At 59.9% G+C, this 16,115-nt stretch carries 15 protein-coding genes; 5 read left to right on the plus strand and 10 right to left on the minus strand.

Going from position 1 to position 16,115, the window contains the following annotated elements; genetic code table 11:
- Positions 1-2: 2 nt before the first annotated feature.
- The gene (locus ACR0JN_RS10340) at positions 3-1,205 is read right to left on the minus strand and encodes an ATP-binding protein (protein WP_480885434.1); all 1,203 of its coding nucleotides are present in this window, start codon (positions 1,203-1,205) and stop codon (positions 3-5) included.
- Positions 1,206-1,319: 114 nt separating this feature from the next.
- Here ACR0JN_RS10340 and mutS point away from each other — a divergent pair, with 114 nt between their 5' ends.
- Positions 1,320-3,935: a DNA mismatch repair protein MutS gene (mutS, locus tag ACR0JN_RS10345; protein ID WP_480885502.1), complete on the plus strand. Its 2,616-nt coding sequence runs from the start codon at positions 1,320-1,322 to the stop codon at positions 3,933-3,935.
- Between the two features lie 57 nt (positions 3,936-3,992).
- Here the strand turns inward: mutS and ACR0JN_RS10350 are convergent, their stop codons facing one another.
- Both ACR0JN_RS10350 and hrcA read right to left on the minus strand, forming a co-directional pair.
- On the minus strand, positions 3,993-4,556 hold the full coding sequence (locus ACR0JN_RS10350; protein ID WP_480885435.1) for a nucleotide exchange factor GrpE: 564 nt from the start codon (positions 4,554-4,556) through the stop codon (positions 3,993-3,995).
- Between the two features lie 10 nt (positions 4,557-4,566).
- The gene (gene hrcA, locus ACR0JN_RS10355) at positions 4,567-5,631 is read right to left on the minus strand and encodes a heat-inducible transcriptional repressor HrcA (protein WP_480885436.1); all 1,065 of its coding nucleotides are present in this window, start codon (positions 5,629-5,631) and stop codon (positions 4,567-4,569) included.
- A gap of 111 nt (positions 5,632-5,742) precedes the next feature.
- Here hrcA and rph point away from each other — a divergent pair, with 111 nt between their 5' ends.
- Genes rph through ACR0JN_RS10375 form a run of 4 tightly spaced genes read left to right on the plus strand, consistent with a single transcriptional unit; the run spans position 5,743 to position 8,568 of the window.
- Positions 5,743-6,456 (plus strand): ribonuclease PH, encoded by a 714-nt coding sequence (gene rph / locus ACR0JN_RS10360; protein WP_480699372.1) that lies wholly within the window; start codon positions 5,743-5,745, stop codon positions 6,454-6,456.
- Entirely contained in the window at positions 6,453-7,067 is a 615-nt protein-coding gene (gene rdgB, locus ACR0JN_RS10365) for an RdgB/HAM1 family non-canonical purine NTP pyrophosphatase (RefSeq protein ID WP_480885437.1), read from the plus strand. The genes rph and rdgB overlap by 4 nt, the downstream gene beginning before the upstream one ends.
- Positions 7,057-8,211: a radical SAM family heme chaperone HemW gene (gene hemW, locus ACR0JN_RS10370; protein WP_480885438.1), complete on the plus strand. Its 1,155-nt coding sequence runs from the start codon at positions 7,057-7,059 to the stop codon at positions 8,209-8,211. Before rdgB ends, hemW begins: the two co-directional genes overlap by 11 nt.
- A 3-nt stretch (positions 8,212-8,214) precedes the next feature.
- Complete coding sequence (locus ACR0JN_RS10375; protein WP_480885439.1) at positions 8,215-8,568, plus strand: YbaN family protein; 354 nt, start codon at positions 8,215-8,217, stop codon at positions 8,566-8,568.
- Here ACR0JN_RS10375 and ACR0JN_RS10380 read toward each other — a convergent pair.
- The 7 genes from ACR0JN_RS10380 to ACR0JN_RS10410 form a co-directional block, all read right to left on the minus strand.
- A complete protein-coding gene (locus ACR0JN_RS10380; RefSeq protein WP_480885440.1) occupies positions 8,558-9,454 on the minus strand; it encodes a ParB/RepB/Spo0J family partition protein in 897 nt (298 codons plus the stop codon). The genes ACR0JN_RS10375 and ACR0JN_RS10380 overlap by 11 nt on opposite strands.
- A 20-nt stretch (positions 9,455-9,474) precedes the next feature.
- Positions 9,475-10,278, minus strand: a complete 804-nt coding sequence (locus ACR0JN_RS10385; RefSeq protein ID WP_480611860.1) for a ParA family protein — start codon at positions 10,276-10,278, stop codon at positions 9,475-9,477.
- A complete protein-coding gene (rsmG, locus tag ACR0JN_RS10390) occupies positions 10,271-10,891 on the minus strand; it encodes a 16S rRNA (guanine(527)-N(7))-methyltransferase RsmG (protein WP_480885441.1) in 621 nt (206 codons plus the stop codon). The genes ACR0JN_RS10385 and rsmG overlap by 8 nt, the downstream gene beginning before the upstream one ends.
- Positions 10,888-12,756: a tRNA uridine-5-carboxymethylaminomethyl(34) synthesis enzyme MnmG gene (gene mnmG, locus ACR0JN_RS10395; RefSeq protein WP_480885442.1), complete on the minus strand. Its 1,869-nt coding sequence runs from the start codon at positions 12,754-12,756 to the stop codon at positions 10,888-10,890. Before mnmG ends, rsmG begins: the two co-directional genes overlap by 4 nt.
- Positions 12,757-12,768: 12 nt before the next feature.
- The gene (mnmE, locus tag ACR0JN_RS10400) at positions 12,769-14,055 is read right to left on the minus strand and encodes a tRNA uridine-5-carboxymethylaminomethyl(34) synthesis GTPase MnmE (protein WP_480885443.1); all 1,287 of its coding nucleotides are present in this window, start codon (positions 14,053-14,055) and stop codon (positions 12,769-12,771) included.
- A 30-nt stretch (positions 14,056-14,085) separates the two neighbouring features.
- On the minus strand, positions 14,086-15,357 hold the full coding sequence (gene rho / locus ACR0JN_RS10405; RefSeq protein ID WP_480818099.1) for a transcription termination factor Rho: 1,272 nt from the start codon (positions 15,355-15,357) through the stop codon (positions 14,086-14,088).
- A 124-nt stretch (positions 15,358-15,481) separates the two neighbouring features.
- Complete coding sequence (locus ACR0JN_RS10410; protein ID WP_480885444.1) at positions 15,482-15,931, minus strand: CopD family protein; 450 nt, start codon at positions 15,929-15,931, stop codon at positions 15,482-15,484.
- Positions 15,932-16,115: the final 184 nt, after the last annotated feature.

The raw sequence follows: 16,115 nt of genomic DNA on the forward strand, positions 1-16,115 counted from the left end.
GCTTATGCCTTTCGTTTCTTTGGTGTGTGTTTCACAAGCTCGGGCATCTGCCGTCGCATGAATTCGTCAAACAGCGGTACGGTAAAGGCTGTCTCGCCGTGCCGCTGGCTCCAGATCATGCCGAGCTGGATCAGGTTCGCGCGGGTGGTCGACACCTGCGACGGCTCGCAGCCCAACGCTTCGGCAATCGCGCCGGTGGTATGAGGGCCCGGACCCAGTTCTGCCATCGCCCGCAAGTATTTTTGCTGAACCGGTTTGCACCGGTCAAACCGCACCCGGAAAAAGCTGGAATCCAGATGCCGGATCAACGAGCGTTCGGCCCGACGCACGTCGTCCACGGTGAACGGCGACGTGTCCGCCACTGCCCACACATGCGACCCCCATTCCTGCAGGAAATAAGGGTAATTGCGCGATCTCCGCAAAATCTCGTGCAGCGCGTCGTCGTCAAAATCCTCGCCTTCATCCTGCGCCGGCTGACGCAGGGCCCGGATGGCCGCCTCATCGCTGAGCGATCCGACCTCGGGGAATTCAAACAGCCGCTCGGCATAAGATTTCGCGTCCCCGGCCAGTTTGGCGATCTGCGGCAGGCCTGCTCCGAAAAAGACAAAGGGCAGTTTGCGCTGGGCGGCATCGTGGCAGGTGACCGTGATCGCGGCCAGCTCATCCGGCGACAGGTATTGCACCTCGTCCACAAACAAGGCCACATGCCGGTCCGCCGCCTGCGCGGCTTCGATCACCATGCGGATCATTTCGGCAAAATCGGTCTCATAATCGCCGGTATCGGCAACGCCGGGGCTTGGGGTCGCGCCGAATTCAAACCCTTCGTAAGACAGCTGAAAGACCGACGCGAAATTGCGCATCGCCGCACCGGCTTTTTCCAGCTTGTGGCGCAGGTTCTTCTGTGTGCTCAACCGCAACAGGATACGTTTGAGTTCGGGAAAACACCGCTGGGCGAAATCGCCATTTTCTGGCGCTTCGATCTTGATGGTGAAGAACCCTTCGTCCTCGGCCACGTTGAACACATGGTTCAACAGAACCGTCTTGCCGACGCCCCGCAGGCCCAGAAACATCTGCGACCGTCCCGGACGCCCGATCTTGATCCGCCTCAGCGCGGTTTCTGCCGCTTGCAAGATGTCATCGCGTCCGGCAAGAACAAGCGGAGGCGTCCCGGCACCCGGGGTATACGGATTGGTGACCTGATCCATGAGGAAACTGATAGAAGTTATCAAAATTACTTGCAACCCTAGTAATTTCGATAATTTCAGAGAATTTGGACAAGGCGGCGTATGAGCAAATCAGCATCCGGTGGTGTCACGCCCATGATGGCACAATATCTGGAAATCAAAGCGGCCCATGCCGACGCGCTGCTGTTCTACCGCATGGGCGATTTCTACGAGATGTTCTTTGACGATGCCGTCAACGCCGCCGAGGCGCTGGACATCGCCCTGACCAAACGCGGCAAGCACGAGGGCGCGGATATCCCGATGTGCGGCGTGCCGGTACATTCCGCCGAGGGCTATCTGCTGACGCTGATCCGCAAGGGCTTTCGCGTCGCCGTTTGCGAGCAGATGGAAAGCCCGGCGGAAGCAAAGAAAAGAGGCTCTAAATCAGTGGTTCGTCGCGATGTCGTGCGTCTGGTAACCCCCGGCACGCTGACCGAGGACGCGCTGCTTGAGGCTCGCCGCCACAACTTTCTGGCCGCCTACAGCGCGGTGCGGGACGAGGCGGCGCTGGCCTGGGCCGATATCTCAACCGGCGCGTTTCACGTGATGCCGCTGACCGGCGCGCGGCTCAGCCCGGAGCTGGCGCGGCTGGCCCCGTCGGAACTGATCGTGGCAGACGGGACCGAGCCCGCGCTGCACGAACCCACCCGCGATCTGGGCATATCTCTGACCCCCATCGGGCGCGCCAGTTTCGACAGCACCGCAGCGGAAAAGCGCATCTGCGGGCTGTTTCACGTGAGCGCGCTGGATGCGTTCGGCAGTTTCACGCGCGCCGAGGTTTCGGCCATGGGCGCGCTGATCGACTATCTTGAGATCACCCAGAAGGGCAAACTGCCCCTGCTGCAAACCCCGCTGAAGGAATCCGAAGACCGCACCGTCCAGATCGACGCCGCCACGCGCCGCAATCTGGAACTGACCCGCTCGCTGTCCGGTGGCCGCGCCGGATCGCTTCTGTCGGTGGTCGACCGCACCGTGACGCCGGGCGGCGCGCGGCTGCTGGAACAGCGCCTGTCCAGCCCCTCACGCACGCTCGACGTCATCCACGCCCGGCTGGACGCCGTGACCTTCGCCGCCGAAGACAACCTGACCGCCTCGGACCTGCGTGAAGCGTTGCGAAAAACCCCTGATCTGGACCGCGCCCTGTCGCGCCTGTCGCTGGACCGCGGCGGCCCTCGTGATCTGGCCGCCATCCGTAACGGGCTGACGCAGGCGGCGGCGATTGCCAATCTGTGCACCAGCCACACCCTGCCGGTTCTGCTGGCCACCGCAGTGCAGAACCTTGTGGGGTTCGACGACCTGCTGACCCTGCTGGACGAAGCCCTTGTGGCTGAACCCCCGCTGCTGGCCCGCGACGGCAGCTTCATCGCCCCGGGCTTTGACAGCGAGCTGGACGAGGCCCGCACCCTGCGTGACGAAGGCCGGTCGGTCATTGCCGGGTTTCAACAGAAATACGCGGAACATACGGGCATCACGTCGCTGAAGATCAAGCACAACAACGTGCTAGGGTATTTCATCGAAACCACGGCCACCCATGCCGAAAAGATGCTGAACCCTCCGTTCTCTGAAACCTATATCCACCGCCAGACCACAGCCAATCAGGTGCGGTTCACCACCGTCGAACTCTCCGAGATCGAAACCCGCATCCTGAACGCAGGCAATCTGGCGCTGGAGACCGAGAAAAGGCTCTATCAAAGGCTATCAGACGCAATTCTGGACCGCGCCGCCCACCTGAACCAAGCCGCCCGGGGGTTGGCCGAGCTCGATCTGACCACCGCTCTGGCCGATCTCGCGCGCGGTGAAAACTGGGCGCGCCCGCAGGTCGACACCTCGCGCAGCTTTGACGTTCAGGGCGGCCGTCACCCGGTCGTCGAACACGCCCTGCGCCAGCAAGGCGGCGATGCCTTCATCGCCAATGATTGCGACCTGAGCGCCGAGGATAGGGCCGCGATCTGGCTGCTGACCGGCCCCAACATGGCCGGTAAATCGACCTTCCTGCGTCAGAACGCGCTGATCGCGTTATTGGCTCAAATGGGCAGCTACGTTCCTGCCGAACAGGCGCATATCGGTGTGGTCAGCCAGCTGTTCAGCCGTGTCGGCGCGTCGGACGATCTGGCCCGCGGCCGCTCGACCTTCATGGTCGAGATGGTCGAAACCGCCGCCATCCTGAATCAGGCCGACGACCGCGCGCTGGTGATCCTTGATGAAATCGGACGTGGCACCGCCACCTATGATGGCCTCTCCATCGCCTGGGCCACGCTCGAACACCTGCACGCGGCCAACCAATGCCGGGCCCTGTTTGCCACGCACTATCACGAACTCACCGCGCTGGCCGGTAAACTCGAAGGCGTCGAAAACGCCACCGTCGCCGTCAAGGAATGGGAAGGCGAGGTGATCTTCCTGCACGAGGTTCACAAGGGCGCCGCCGACCGCTCATACGGCGTTCAGGTCGCGCAACTCGCAGGCCTGCCCGCCTCGGTCGTCGACCGCGCCCGCGTCGTGCTGGACCAGCTGGAAAAGACCGAACGCGAGGGCGGCAAACAGAAGGCGCTGATCGACGACCTGCCCCTCTTCTCAGCCGCGCCGCCACCGCCGCCGCCCGCGCCCAAAGCCTCGCCCGTCGCGGACATGCTTACCGAGATCCTGCCCGACGAACTCACCCCCCGCGAGGCGCTCGACCTGATTTACAAACTGAAAGAGGCGGCCAAATCCTGACCGCCCCTTCTTCTGTTCAAAAATACCTCCGCCGGAGGCTTGGCCTGATAAGGCCAATCAGCTCGCAGGCGTCGAAGAAACCCCAACCTGCGCCGGTCGCAGCAACCGGTCATGCAGCATGAACCCCTCGGCGGACACCTGAATAATGTCGCCTGCCCGCGTCCCCGGCACCGGGGCTTCAAACATTGCCTCATGCACATTCGGATCAAACCGATCACCCACTTCGGGCGTGATCACCTCGATCCCATGCTTCTGGAACACATCCTTCAGCGCCCGCATGGTCAGCTCAACGCCCTCCAGCAGACCGGCAGCAACTTCTTTCTGCTCATCGGTCGCGGCCTCAAGCGCGCGCTTCATGTTGTCGTAAACCGGCAGCATATCGCGCGCCAGTTTTGACCCGCCATACTGCTCCGCATCCCGGCGCGCCTTGTCGCCGCGCTTGCGCGCGTTCTCGGCATCTGCCAGCGCGCGCATGAACCGGTCCTTGTAATCGTCCCGCTCGGCTCGCAGGGCGTCGATCTCCAACGCCTCTTCGCTGATATCTATCAGCTCCTCGGCCAGTTCCTCCGCCTCGGCGGTTGCGATGTCGTCCAGAAATTCTTCGTTCTTGGGCTCTGCCATCTCTTACCCTCTAGCTCCGGTCGGAAATCAGCTTGCCGACCAGTTGCGCCGTATAATCCACGATCGGCACGATCCGTCCATAATTCAGACGTGTGGGCCCGATGACCCCGACCGCACCGATTATCTTACGATCAGCGTTCATATATGGAGACACCACCAAAGAGGAACCCGAAAGTGAGAAAAGTTTGTTCTCAGAGCCGATAAAAATGCGCACACCCTCGCCGTCTTCGGTCAATTCAAGGAATTCGGCGATATCACGTTTGCGTTCCAGATCGTCAAACAGGGTGCGAATACGGTCCAGCTCGTCGGCTTCACCGGGATCACCCAACAGATTCGCCCGCCCCCGCACGATCAGCCGGGCCGAGTCGCTGCCATCCCCGTCCCAGGCCGCAATCCCGCTTTCGACCATCTCGCGGGCCAGGACATCAATTTCCTGTTTGCGCGCATCGATCTGAGACAGCATCTGCTTGCGCACTTCACCCAGGGTCCGCCCCTCGATCAGCGCATTCAGGAAATTCGCCGCCTCACGCATGGAACTGGGCGTCTGCCCCGGCGGCGGCGTAAACAACCGGTTTTCCACATGCCCGTCCGAGAACACCAGCACCACCAACGCCCGGTCATGCCCCAGCGAGACGAACTCGATATGCTTGATCTCGGCCTCATGTTTGGGCGTCAGCACCAGCGACGCGCCTTGTGTCACGTGTGACAGGGCCGAACCTACCCGGTCCAGCATCCCGCCCACATCGCCTGCGTTAGAGCCTAATGTCTCGTCAATCTTCTGCCGGTCATCGACCCCCAGATCGCCGACCTCAAGCAGCCCGTCCACGAACATGCGCAACCCTTGCTGCGTCGGTATCCGTCCCGCGCTGACATGAGGGCTGTCGAGCAGGCCCAGAAATTCCAGATCCTGCATCACGTTGCGCACGGTCGCCGCGCTGACCTTTTCCGACAGGGTGCGGGTCAGGGTGCGGCTACCCACCGGCTCACCACTGTCCAGATAGCTTTCGACGATCAGCCGGAACACCTCGCGCGACCGGTCGTTCATCTCGTTCAGAATCTTGCTTGCTTCGCTCATCCGCATCCCCTGCTGGGTCGTCATTAAATAGCAGGTATTCGAAAGGTCAATCGGGGTTGCATCGTAACGCCACGGGGCGGTATCCCCAAGCCATCAGATAAAGGAATGCCCATGCGACCCTCAGGACGTAATCTAGACGAAATGCGCGCTGTTTCCATCGAGACAGGTTTCACCAAACATGCCGAAGGGTCCTGCCTGATCAAGATGGGCGACACCCATGTGCTGTGCACCGCCACGATCGAGGATCGCGTACCGCCCTTCATCAAGGGTTCGGGTCTGGGCTGGGTAACGGCGGAATACGGCATGCTTCCCCGCGCGACCAACACGCGGATGCGGCGTGAGGCTGCGTCAGGGAAACAAGGCGGCCGCACCGTGGAAATCCAGCGCCTGATCGGTCGCGCCCTGCGGGCCGGGGTGGATCGGGTTGCCTTGGGTGAGCGTCAGATCACCGTCGACTGTGATGTCATTCAGGCCGATGGCGGCACCCGCTGCGCCTCGATCACCGGCGGTTGGGTCGCGCTGCGTCTGGCGGTGAACAAGCTGATGAAGGCGGGCGATGTGATCAGCGATCCGCTGGTCGATCCCGTCGCTGCGGTGTCCTGCGGGATTTACGCCGGTCAGCCCGTGCTTGATCTGGACTACCCCGAGGACAGCGAAGCCGGGGTCGATGGCAACTTCATCATGACCGGATCAGGCAAGCTGATCGAAGTACAGATGAGCGCCGAAGGCTCGGTCTTCAGCCGCACCCAGATGGATCAGCTGATGGATCTGGCCGAAAAAGGCGTCGGCGAACTGGCCGCCGCGCAAAAGGCCGCCACCGCATGACCCGCAAATTCGACGGCGACCGGCTGCTGGTCGCCACCCACAACAAAGGCAAGCTTGAGGAGATGGAACATCTCCTTGCACCCTTTGGAGTCACGGTGGTGGGTGCAGGCAAAATGAACCTGCCCGAACCGGAAGAGACCGAGGACACCTTTGTCGGCAACGCCCGGATCAAGGCCCATGCCGCAGCCAAGGCCACTGGCCTGCCAGCCCTGTCGGACGATTCCGGGATCACCATCGACGCGCTGGACGGCGCGCCCGGCGTCTATACCGCCGACTGGGCCGAAACCGACAATGGCCGCGATTTCCTGATGGCGATGACCCGCGCCCATACCGAGCTTGAGGCGAAAAACGCCCCCCATCCCCGCACCGCGCAATTCCGCAGTACCTTGGTGCTGGCGTGGCCCGACGGTCATGACGAGGTGTTCGAGGGCATCGCCCCCGGCCATCTGGTCTGGCCGATCCGCGGCGAGGGCGGGTTCGGCTATGACCCGATGTTTGTCCCCGAGGGCCACGACATTACCTTTGCGGAAATGGATCGCTGGGAAAAGAACAAGATCAGCCATCGCGGCCGCGCGGTGGAGATGTTCGTGAAAAGCTGCTTTGGCGGATGATTGGCGCAACGGGGGCTTTGGCCTGTATGTGCATTGGCCCTTTTGCGAGGCCAAGTGCCCCTATTGCGACTTCAACAGCCATGTTTCCAGAAATATCAATCAAAAACAATGGCTTGATGCGTATCTAAACGAACTGCGCCGCTCTGCCGCCGAAACGTCCGACCGGGTCCTGAATACGATCTTCTTCGGTGGTGGCACCCCGTCGCTGATGGAGCCCGACACTGTGGCTGCTGTGATCGATGAGGCCCGCGCGCTCTGGCGCCCGGCCAATGACATGGAGATCACGCTCGAGGCCAATCCCGGTTCGGTCGAGGCCGGGCGCTTCGCGGCCTATCGCGACGCAGGCGTGAACCGGATTTCCATGGGCGTGCAGGCGCTGAACGATGATGACCTGCGCCGACTGGGCCGTATCCACACCGTCGCCGAGGCCCGCGCCGCCTTTGACATCGCGCGGCACTGTTTTGACCGGGTCAGCTTTGATCTGATCTATGCCCGTCAGCACCAGACGCTGGCCGACTGGCAGGCCGAACTGACCGAGGCCTTGTCGATGGCCGTCGATCACCTGTCGCTGTACCAGTTGACCATCGAAGACGGCACTGCCTTCGGCGATCGCTATGCGGTGGGCAAACTGCGCGGCCTGCCCGAAGATGACCACGCCGCCGATATGTATCTGGCCACGCAAGACATCTGCGACGCACACGGCCTGCCCGCCTATGAGGTCTCGAACCACGCGCGGCCCGGCGCGGAATCGCGCCACAACCTGATCTATTGGCGCTATGGCGATTATGTCGGCATCGGCCCCGGCGCGCATGGCCGGATCATGGTAAACGGACAGAAGGTTGCAACCGAAACTTATCTGTCGCCGCAAAAATGGCTGACCGCAGCCTTCGCCGGATCGGGAGAGAAGGACCGCAGCCTGCTATCCATCGCAGATCAGGCAAGCGAATACCTTATGATGGGAATGAGAGTAAGCGAAGGGCTAGATATTGATCGCTACCAGGCTGTTTCCGGCTCAGCCCTGCCCCGATCCAGGATCGATCATCTGGCCGAGATCGGCATGATCGCACAGCAGGGCAACCGGCTGTTCGCAACAAAAGACGGGCGCGCCGTGCTGAACGCCGTGATCCGGGAACTTTTGGGGTAGAGCATGCACTATGTCTGGGCCACTCTGGGATTGATCTGCGTCGCGCTTGCGATGATTGGCGTGGTTCTGCCCCTGCTGCCGACCGTCCCGTTCCTGCTGCTGGCTGCGTTTTTCTTCGCTCGATCCTCATCGCGCCTGCACAATTGGCTCGTCAGTCACCGGACCTTCGGGCCGATGATCCTCGACTGGCAAAGCTCGGGCGCAATCCGCCCAACAGCCAAAAAAGCGGCCACCCTGTCGGTCGCCGCTGTCTTTGCCTTGTCACTGGCACTCGCCCTGCCCCCGCACGTGCTGATCATTCAGGCCGTCGTGCTAAGCGCGGTCATGGTGTTTATCTGGACCCGCCCTAACGGCTGAGTTTGGCACACAGATCGTCCAACTGATCGAGGTTCTCATAAGTCAGGATCACCTGCCCCGTCTCGGACCCCGGCTTGTGATTGATCGACACTTTCATCGCCAGAATCGCCGAAAGATCCTTTTCCAACGCCCGCGTATCCGCGTCCTTGCCCGCGTTCAGGTTTCTGGACCGGGGGGCCGCCTGCGGGGCGTCGCCCTGCTGCTGCCTTTTGACCAAAGCTTCCGTCGCCCGAACCGACAACCCATCCTTGACGATGAGTTTCGCCAGTTCCGACGGGTTCTCGGCGGTAATCAGCGCCCGCGCATGGCCTGCGGACAATTTCCCTTCGATGACCAGAGCCTGCACATCCATCGGCAGAGACAACAAACGCAGTAAGTTCGCGATATGGCTGCGGCTTTTTCCCAGTGCCTCGGCCAGTTTTTCCTGCGTGTGGCCAAAACGATCCATCAATTGCTTATAGCCCGCAGCCTCTTCCACCGCGTTCAGGTCGGCGCGCTGGATGTTTTCGATGATCGCGACTTCAAGAACTTCGGTATCGTCGAAATCCCGCACAATCACCGGAATATCATGCAGTTGCGCCATTTGCGCCGCCCGCCAGCGGCGTTCGCCAGCGACGATCTCATAGTCCCCGCCGCTGATCTCGCGCACGATCAGAGGCTGGATAATGCCCTTCTCCTTCACCGAAGCCGCCAGTTCATCAAGCTGTTCCGGCATGAAGGTCCGACGCGGCTGGTTCGGGTTTGCGCGCAGCTTTTCAATCGGGACCTTCAGATCGGGCCGCCTGACCTCGGCTGCGGGGCGACCTTCGGCGTCCTGCGTGACATCGGCCATCAGCGCCGACAATCCGCGCCCCAACCCTCGTGGTTTTGCTTTTTTGGAGTTCACGTGACTCTCCTTAGTGCCGCTTACGCAGCGGCTTTATTGTTTTTATGCATGACTTCGCGGGCCAGGTGCCGATAGGCCATCGCCCCCAAAGACCCCGAGTCGTATTGCAAGACCGGCAGCGCGTAAGACGGCGCCTCGCTGACCCGCACATTTCTGGGTATCTTGGTTTTAAATACCATCTCACCCAGATTGTCACGCGCATCCTTTTCGACCTGACGGGACAAGTTGTTGCGGTTGTCATACATGGTCAACACAACACCTTCGATTCTCAGGTCCGGATTCGCGGTCTGGCGCACCTCTCGGATCGTCAGCATCAGCTGTGACAGACCTTCGAGCGCAAAGAACTCACTTTGCAGGGGAACCAGCACAGAATGCGCGGCCACCATGGCGTTGACGGTCAGCAGATTCAGCGAGGGCGGGCAGTCGATCAGCACGAAATCCAGATCAAACTGGTCAATTGCCGTCTGGCGCAGGGCATCATGCAGCAGATAGCTGCGTTTTTCATTGGAAATCAATTCGATATCCGCCGAGCTCAGATCGACAGTGGCGGGAACGACAAACAACCCGCCAATTTCGGTCTCCTGCACCACGGCCTCAAGCGGAGCGTCATCCAGAATCAGATCGTAGGTCGTCCAATCCCGATCCTCGACCCCCAGCCCGGTTGAGGCGTTGCCTTGTGGGTCGAGATCCACCACGAGGACCTTACACCCGGCTTCCGCCAGCCCTGCCGCCAGGTTAATCGCCGTTGTGGTTTTTCCAACTCCGCCCTTCTGGTTGGCGACCGCAATAATACGGGGTCCGGTGGGACGAGACAGATCAACCACGTGATACTCCTTTGACCTTAAGGATTACGGCTTGAGGTTCAGTTAAACTTGTAATCGGCTCGGCCTCGAATTTCCATTCCTTGCGCGCGTCGTTCAGTTCTTTTTTCCAGCTTGCGCCTTTCGGCAACAAGGCGGTGCCTGTCTTGCTTAAATGTCTGTCACAAAAGGACAATAAGGTGGGTAAATCTGCCAGTGCACGGGCGCTTAGGATATCCGCATTCAGCGGTTCGACAGCCTCAATGCGCCGGGACACAACTTTGCAGGTGACACCACATTCCCGTGCGACAGTGCGCAAAAAGGCGGATTTGCGCTGATCGCTTTCGACAAAGGTGAAGCGGGATGCGGGGGAGTCCTCAATCGCCATGATGGCGCAGACCATACCGGGAAAACCACCGCCGCTGCCCAAATCGACCCAGGTCTCGAATTCATCCGCACAGCGGTATACCTGCACAGAATCCAAGATATGCCGCGTCCATATCTCGTTCAGGCTGTTGCGGGACACCAGATTGATCCGGGGATTCCAGCGCTGGACCTGCTCAACATACGTTTCCAGACGCGCGAATGTTTCACGTGAAACATCCAGCTGTTCGAAACTCGAGTAATCTGCGGTCATGCCTTGCGGACCTTCTGGTCCCGCCGCAGCTTCGCCAGAACCAGGGTCAGCGCAGCGGGCGTGACACCTTCAACCCGACTGGCTTGCGCAATATTAGCTGGCTTCGCCTGAGACAGCTTCTGCTTCATTTCGGATGACAGCCCATCCAACGCGAAATAGTCGAATTCTCTAGGGATTTCATAGGATTCATCCCGCTTCATAGCCTCAACGTCGCGCTGCTGCCGGGCGATATAGTTTGCATAAAGAGCGTCACGCTCGACCTGGAGGCGGATATCGCGTTCAACGTCGTCCAGACCTGGTATCAGAGGTAGCAAGTCCCCGAAAGACACATCCGGGAAAGCCAATATCGCCATACCGTCCCGACGGTTGCCATCCTGATTGACGCTGATACCCGCCGCACGCATGTCCTTTGGCGTATACGTGCGATCAGTCAGCTTGGATTTCGCCGCATCCAATTTCTCAGTTTTTGCATCAAAATGACGCCGCCTCGTTTCGCCAACACAGCCGATTTGCAACCCAACGGGCGTCAGGCGCTGATCCGCATTGTCCGCGCGCAGAGACAAACGGAATTCCGCGCGCGAGGTGAACATCCGGTAGGGTTCCGCCACGCCCCGCGTCGTCAGATCGTCAATCATTACCCCGATATAACTGTCCGCGCGGGTGAAACGGATAGGCTCGCGGCCCTGAACGGCCAGAGCCGCGTTCAAGCCTGCAACCATGCCCTGGGCTGCGGCTTCCTCATATCCCGTGGTTCCGTTAATTTGACCCGCCAGATATAGGCCCGGAACCTCTGGCAGAGACAGGGAAGATGTCAGAACCCGGGGGTCGATATAGTCATATTCAATGGCATAGCCGGGCTGCAAAATTTCAGCCTGTTCCAGCCCTTTGATAGACTGGACATAATCCAGCTGAACATCCTGCGGCAATGAGGTCGAGATTCCGTTGGGATAAATCGTGTGATCGTTGACGCCCTCGGGCTCCAGAAACACCTGGTGGGAGTCCTTGTCCGCAAAACGCACGATCTTGTCCTCAATCGACGGGCAGTATCTCGGCCCCACCCCATCAATATGGCCGCCATACATTGCGGATTTTGACAGGTTCTGTTCAATGATCTCATGTGTTCGGGCGTTCGTATGGGTAATGCCACACGAAATTTGCGGGGCCGTAACAGAGCTGGACAGAAACGAAAACAGGGTGGGCTCTTCATCCCCGTCCTGCCGTTCAAGATCACTCCAGTCGATTGTGCGCCCGTCCAAGCGCGGCGGGGTGCCGGTTTTCAGGCGGGCCATAGGCAGGTTGTAACTGTCCAGGCGTTCCGCCAATTTGACCGATGGGCGGTCGCCCATACGTCCGCCTGGGCGCGACACATCTCCGATATGGATAACGCCGCGCAGGAATGTGCCCGAGGTCAGAATCACGGACCGCGCCGGAACCTCGGACCCATCGGCGAGTTTCACCCCGGCGACGCGATCCTCTTCCATCAGGAAATCAACAACCTCACCGACGAGAACCGAAAGGTTCTGCTGATTTTGAGTTTCCTGCTGCATCGCCGCGCGGTAAAGCGCCCGGTCGGCCTGCGTTCTCGGCCCCTGAACTGCGGGTCCCTTGCGGCGGTTCAACAGCCGGAACTGAATTCCCGCCCGGTCCGCCACGCGGCCCATGACGCCGTCCAGCGCATCAATCTCACGCACGAGATGGCCTTTACCCAATCCGCCAATGGCAGGGTTGCAGGACATGACGCCAATGTCATTGGCTGATAAGGTAACCAGAGCCGTCGTCGCACCCATTCGGGCTGCGGCGTGGGCGGCCTCGGTTCCGGCGTGACCGGCGCCGATGACGACGACATCAAATCTCGAATGTTTCACGTGAAACACTCCTCACTTACCCAGACAGAAACTGGAGAATATCTCGTCCAGCAGGTTTTCGACATCTATGCGGCCGACCAAAGATTCAAGGGCTCGAATGGCCGTTCGAAGCTCTTCGGCAGCGATATCATACAGGTCCGGGCCTGATTCCAGAACCGCCATTGCGGCCTGCAGCGCATCAGCGGCCTTGAGGATCGCAACACGGTGGCGTTCGCGGGTCGCAATACCATAACTAGTGGTTCGTTGACCAAGAACACGCGAAATCTGGGAAATGAGTGCATCGATCCCCTGCCCCGTTTTTCCGGAAATCCCGCCAATTGACTCAGGCCGGAGGTCCGCTTTCGGCAAAACCTGAATATCCCCGTCTTGCATCGCGACGCCCAACTGGTCGGGCGTGTCGGTCAGAAACACCCGAAGGTCAGCTTGATCCGCGCGTTTGCGGGCCAGCTCGATCCCCAGATTTTCAACGTAATCCTCGGTCTGCCGCAATCCTGCCGTGTCCAGCAGGGTGACAGGCAGGCCGGTCAGATCCATCCGCACTTCGATCACATCCCGCGTGGTCCCTGCGTATTCTGACGTAATCGCGGCTTCGCGCCCTGCCAGCGCGTTCAGCAATGTGGACTTTCCCGCGTTGGGCAGGCCGACAATGGCGACCTCAAACCCGGTGCGGATTCGTTCGGCGATTTTGACGCCATCCGCCTGTTGCCGGAGGTCATCCATCACGCCGGTCACCAGCATGCGCACTTCTGGCGTCACATCGGTCGGCACATCCTCGTCCGCAAAATCAATCACGGCTTCCAACAAAGAAGCCGCCCGGATCAAATCGCGCCGCCAGCGCTCGGCCAGCGTACCCAGCCCGCCCGCCAGAATGGTCTGGGCCTGTTTGCGCTGCGCTTCGGTTTCCGCATCGATGAGATCGGCCAGACCTTCGACTTGTGTAAGGTCCATCTTGCCGTTTTCCAGCGCCCGCCGGGTGAACTCGCCGGGATCTGCAAGCCGCAGGCCCTCGGTCTCGGACAGGCAACGCAACACCGCGTTCACCGAGGCCGTGCTGCCATGGATTTGCAACTCGGCCACATCTTCACCGGTGAAACTGGCCGGGGCCTGAAAGGTCAGGACCAGCCCGTCGTCCAGCCGTGATCCATCCCGGTCCCGCAGGGTACGCAGATTCATCCCGCGCGGCGGCAGAGCGCCTCCGGTGAGCCCAGACGCAGCTGCATGCGCGCCCGGTCCCGACAAGCGGATAACAGCAACACCAGCTTTGCCCTGCGCGCTGGCCAAGGCGAATATCGTGTCCATTCGAAGGCCTCGCGTGCGTTAAGACCTGTGTCAGGTGTTCATCGAATCGAAGAACTCGCCGTTTGTCTTGGTCTGTTTCAACTTTGACAACAGGAACTCGATGGCGTCGGTGGTGCCCATCGGGTTCAGGATGCGACGCAACACGAAGGTCTTGGCCAGATCGCCCTTGTCGACCAGCAAATCCTCTTTCCGTGTGCCGGATTTGAGGATGTCGATGGCCGGGAACACGCGCTTGTCGGCGATTTTCCGATCCAGCACGATTTCTGAGTTACCGGTGCCTTTGAATTCTTCAAAGATAACCTCGTCCATCCGGCTGCCGGTGTCGATCAGCGCGGTAGCGATGATGGTGAGCGAGCCACCCTCTTCGATATTCCGCGCCGCACCAAAGAACCGCTTGGGCCGCTGCAGGGCATTTGCGTCCACACCACCAGTCAGAACTTTACCCGAGGACGGGACCACAGTGTTAAAGGCCCTACCAAGTCTTGTGATCGAATCGAGAAGAATAACAACATCTCGTTTGTGTTCGACCAAACGCTTGGCTTTTTCGATCACCATTTCGGATACGGCCACGTGGCGCGTTGCGGGTTCGTCAAAGGTCGAGGAGACAACTTCACCCTTCACTGAGCGCTGCATGTCCGTCACCTCTTCCGGGCGTTCGTCGATCAGCAGGACGATCAGGTAACACTCGGGGTGGTTCTGTTCGATCGAGTGCGCGATGTTCTGTAAGATCACCGTCTTACCGGTCCGCGGCGGCGCCACGATCAGCGACCGCTGGCCTTTCCCGATGGGCGAAACCAGGTCGATCACGCGGGCCGATTTGTCCTTGATGGTCGGGTCCTCGATCTCCATCTTCAGCCGCTCATCCGGGTACAGCGGCGTCAGGTTGTCGAACAGGATCTTGTGCTTGGCTTTCTCAGGGTCTTCAAAGTTGATCTTTGTGACCTTGGTCAGCGCAAAGTAGCGCTCGTTTTCATCCGGTGCTTTGATCTCACCTTCCACGGTGTCGCCGGTCCGCAGTGAGTGCAGACGGATCATGTCGGGCGAGACATAGATATCATCGGGGCCGGGCAGATAGTTCGCCTCGGGCGAGCGCAGAAAGCCGAACCCGTCCTGCAGCACTTCCAGCACGCCGTCGCCGCCAACGGTCCAACCGTCATCCGCGCGTTCGCGCAGGATCTGGAACATCATCTCGCCCTTGCGCATGGTCGAGGCGTTTTCGATTTCCAGCTCTTCGGCCATCGCCAGAAGGTCTTTGGGGCTTTTGGCCTTGAGATCAGCCAGATTCAGGGAGTCAGTGGACATGATGATACGAACCTTGGCCGCTTGACGCGCGGCACGGGATAGAATTTCAATATGGAAGACACGTCGCCCGGACGGGCGTGTTAAGCGATAAGTAAGCGGTTACTGACCGAGAGTCAAACACCCCTCAGAACTTCAGAACGACCGCCAGAACGATGGCAATCATCAAAACGGTCGGAACCTCGTTCATCATGCGATACTGCCGCCCAGTGAGCTTGTTTCGCCCCTCAAGGAAATCTTTGCGTCGGGCCATCAGCCAGTGATGGAACCAGGTCATGGCAATAACTGCCGCCCCTTTGACCCAGGGCCAGGCCCAGTCCCAGCCGACGATGCCCGGGGTGAACACCATGATCAGCCCGCAAACCCAGGCCACGATCATCGCTGGGCGCATGATCACGCGCAGCAGCTTTTCTTCCATTTCAAAGAAAATGTCCTGCGCGCCCTCGACAGCCTGCGCCTTTTCCACGTGATAGACGAACAGTCTGGGCAAATAGAACAGCCCGGCCATCCATGAAATCACGGCCATGATATGGATTGCCTTCACCCAGGGGTATAGCGTGAAAAGAAGATCGGTCATTCCGGCCTCGGGGCGTTGTTCGAAACCCTCCCTAATAAAAAAATAAGAAAAGAAAAAGGATGATGGTTTTGTAGGGTGCAGGATTTCCGTGGATTATTTTTTTGCCCTGTAGTTTTCCCCAGGTGGACAGAATTCCCGGATTTTCGGATGATTCTGTTAGTTTCAGTAAAAACTGATTTTTTAC

Source organism: Ruegeria sp. G12, from assembly GCF_056533565.1.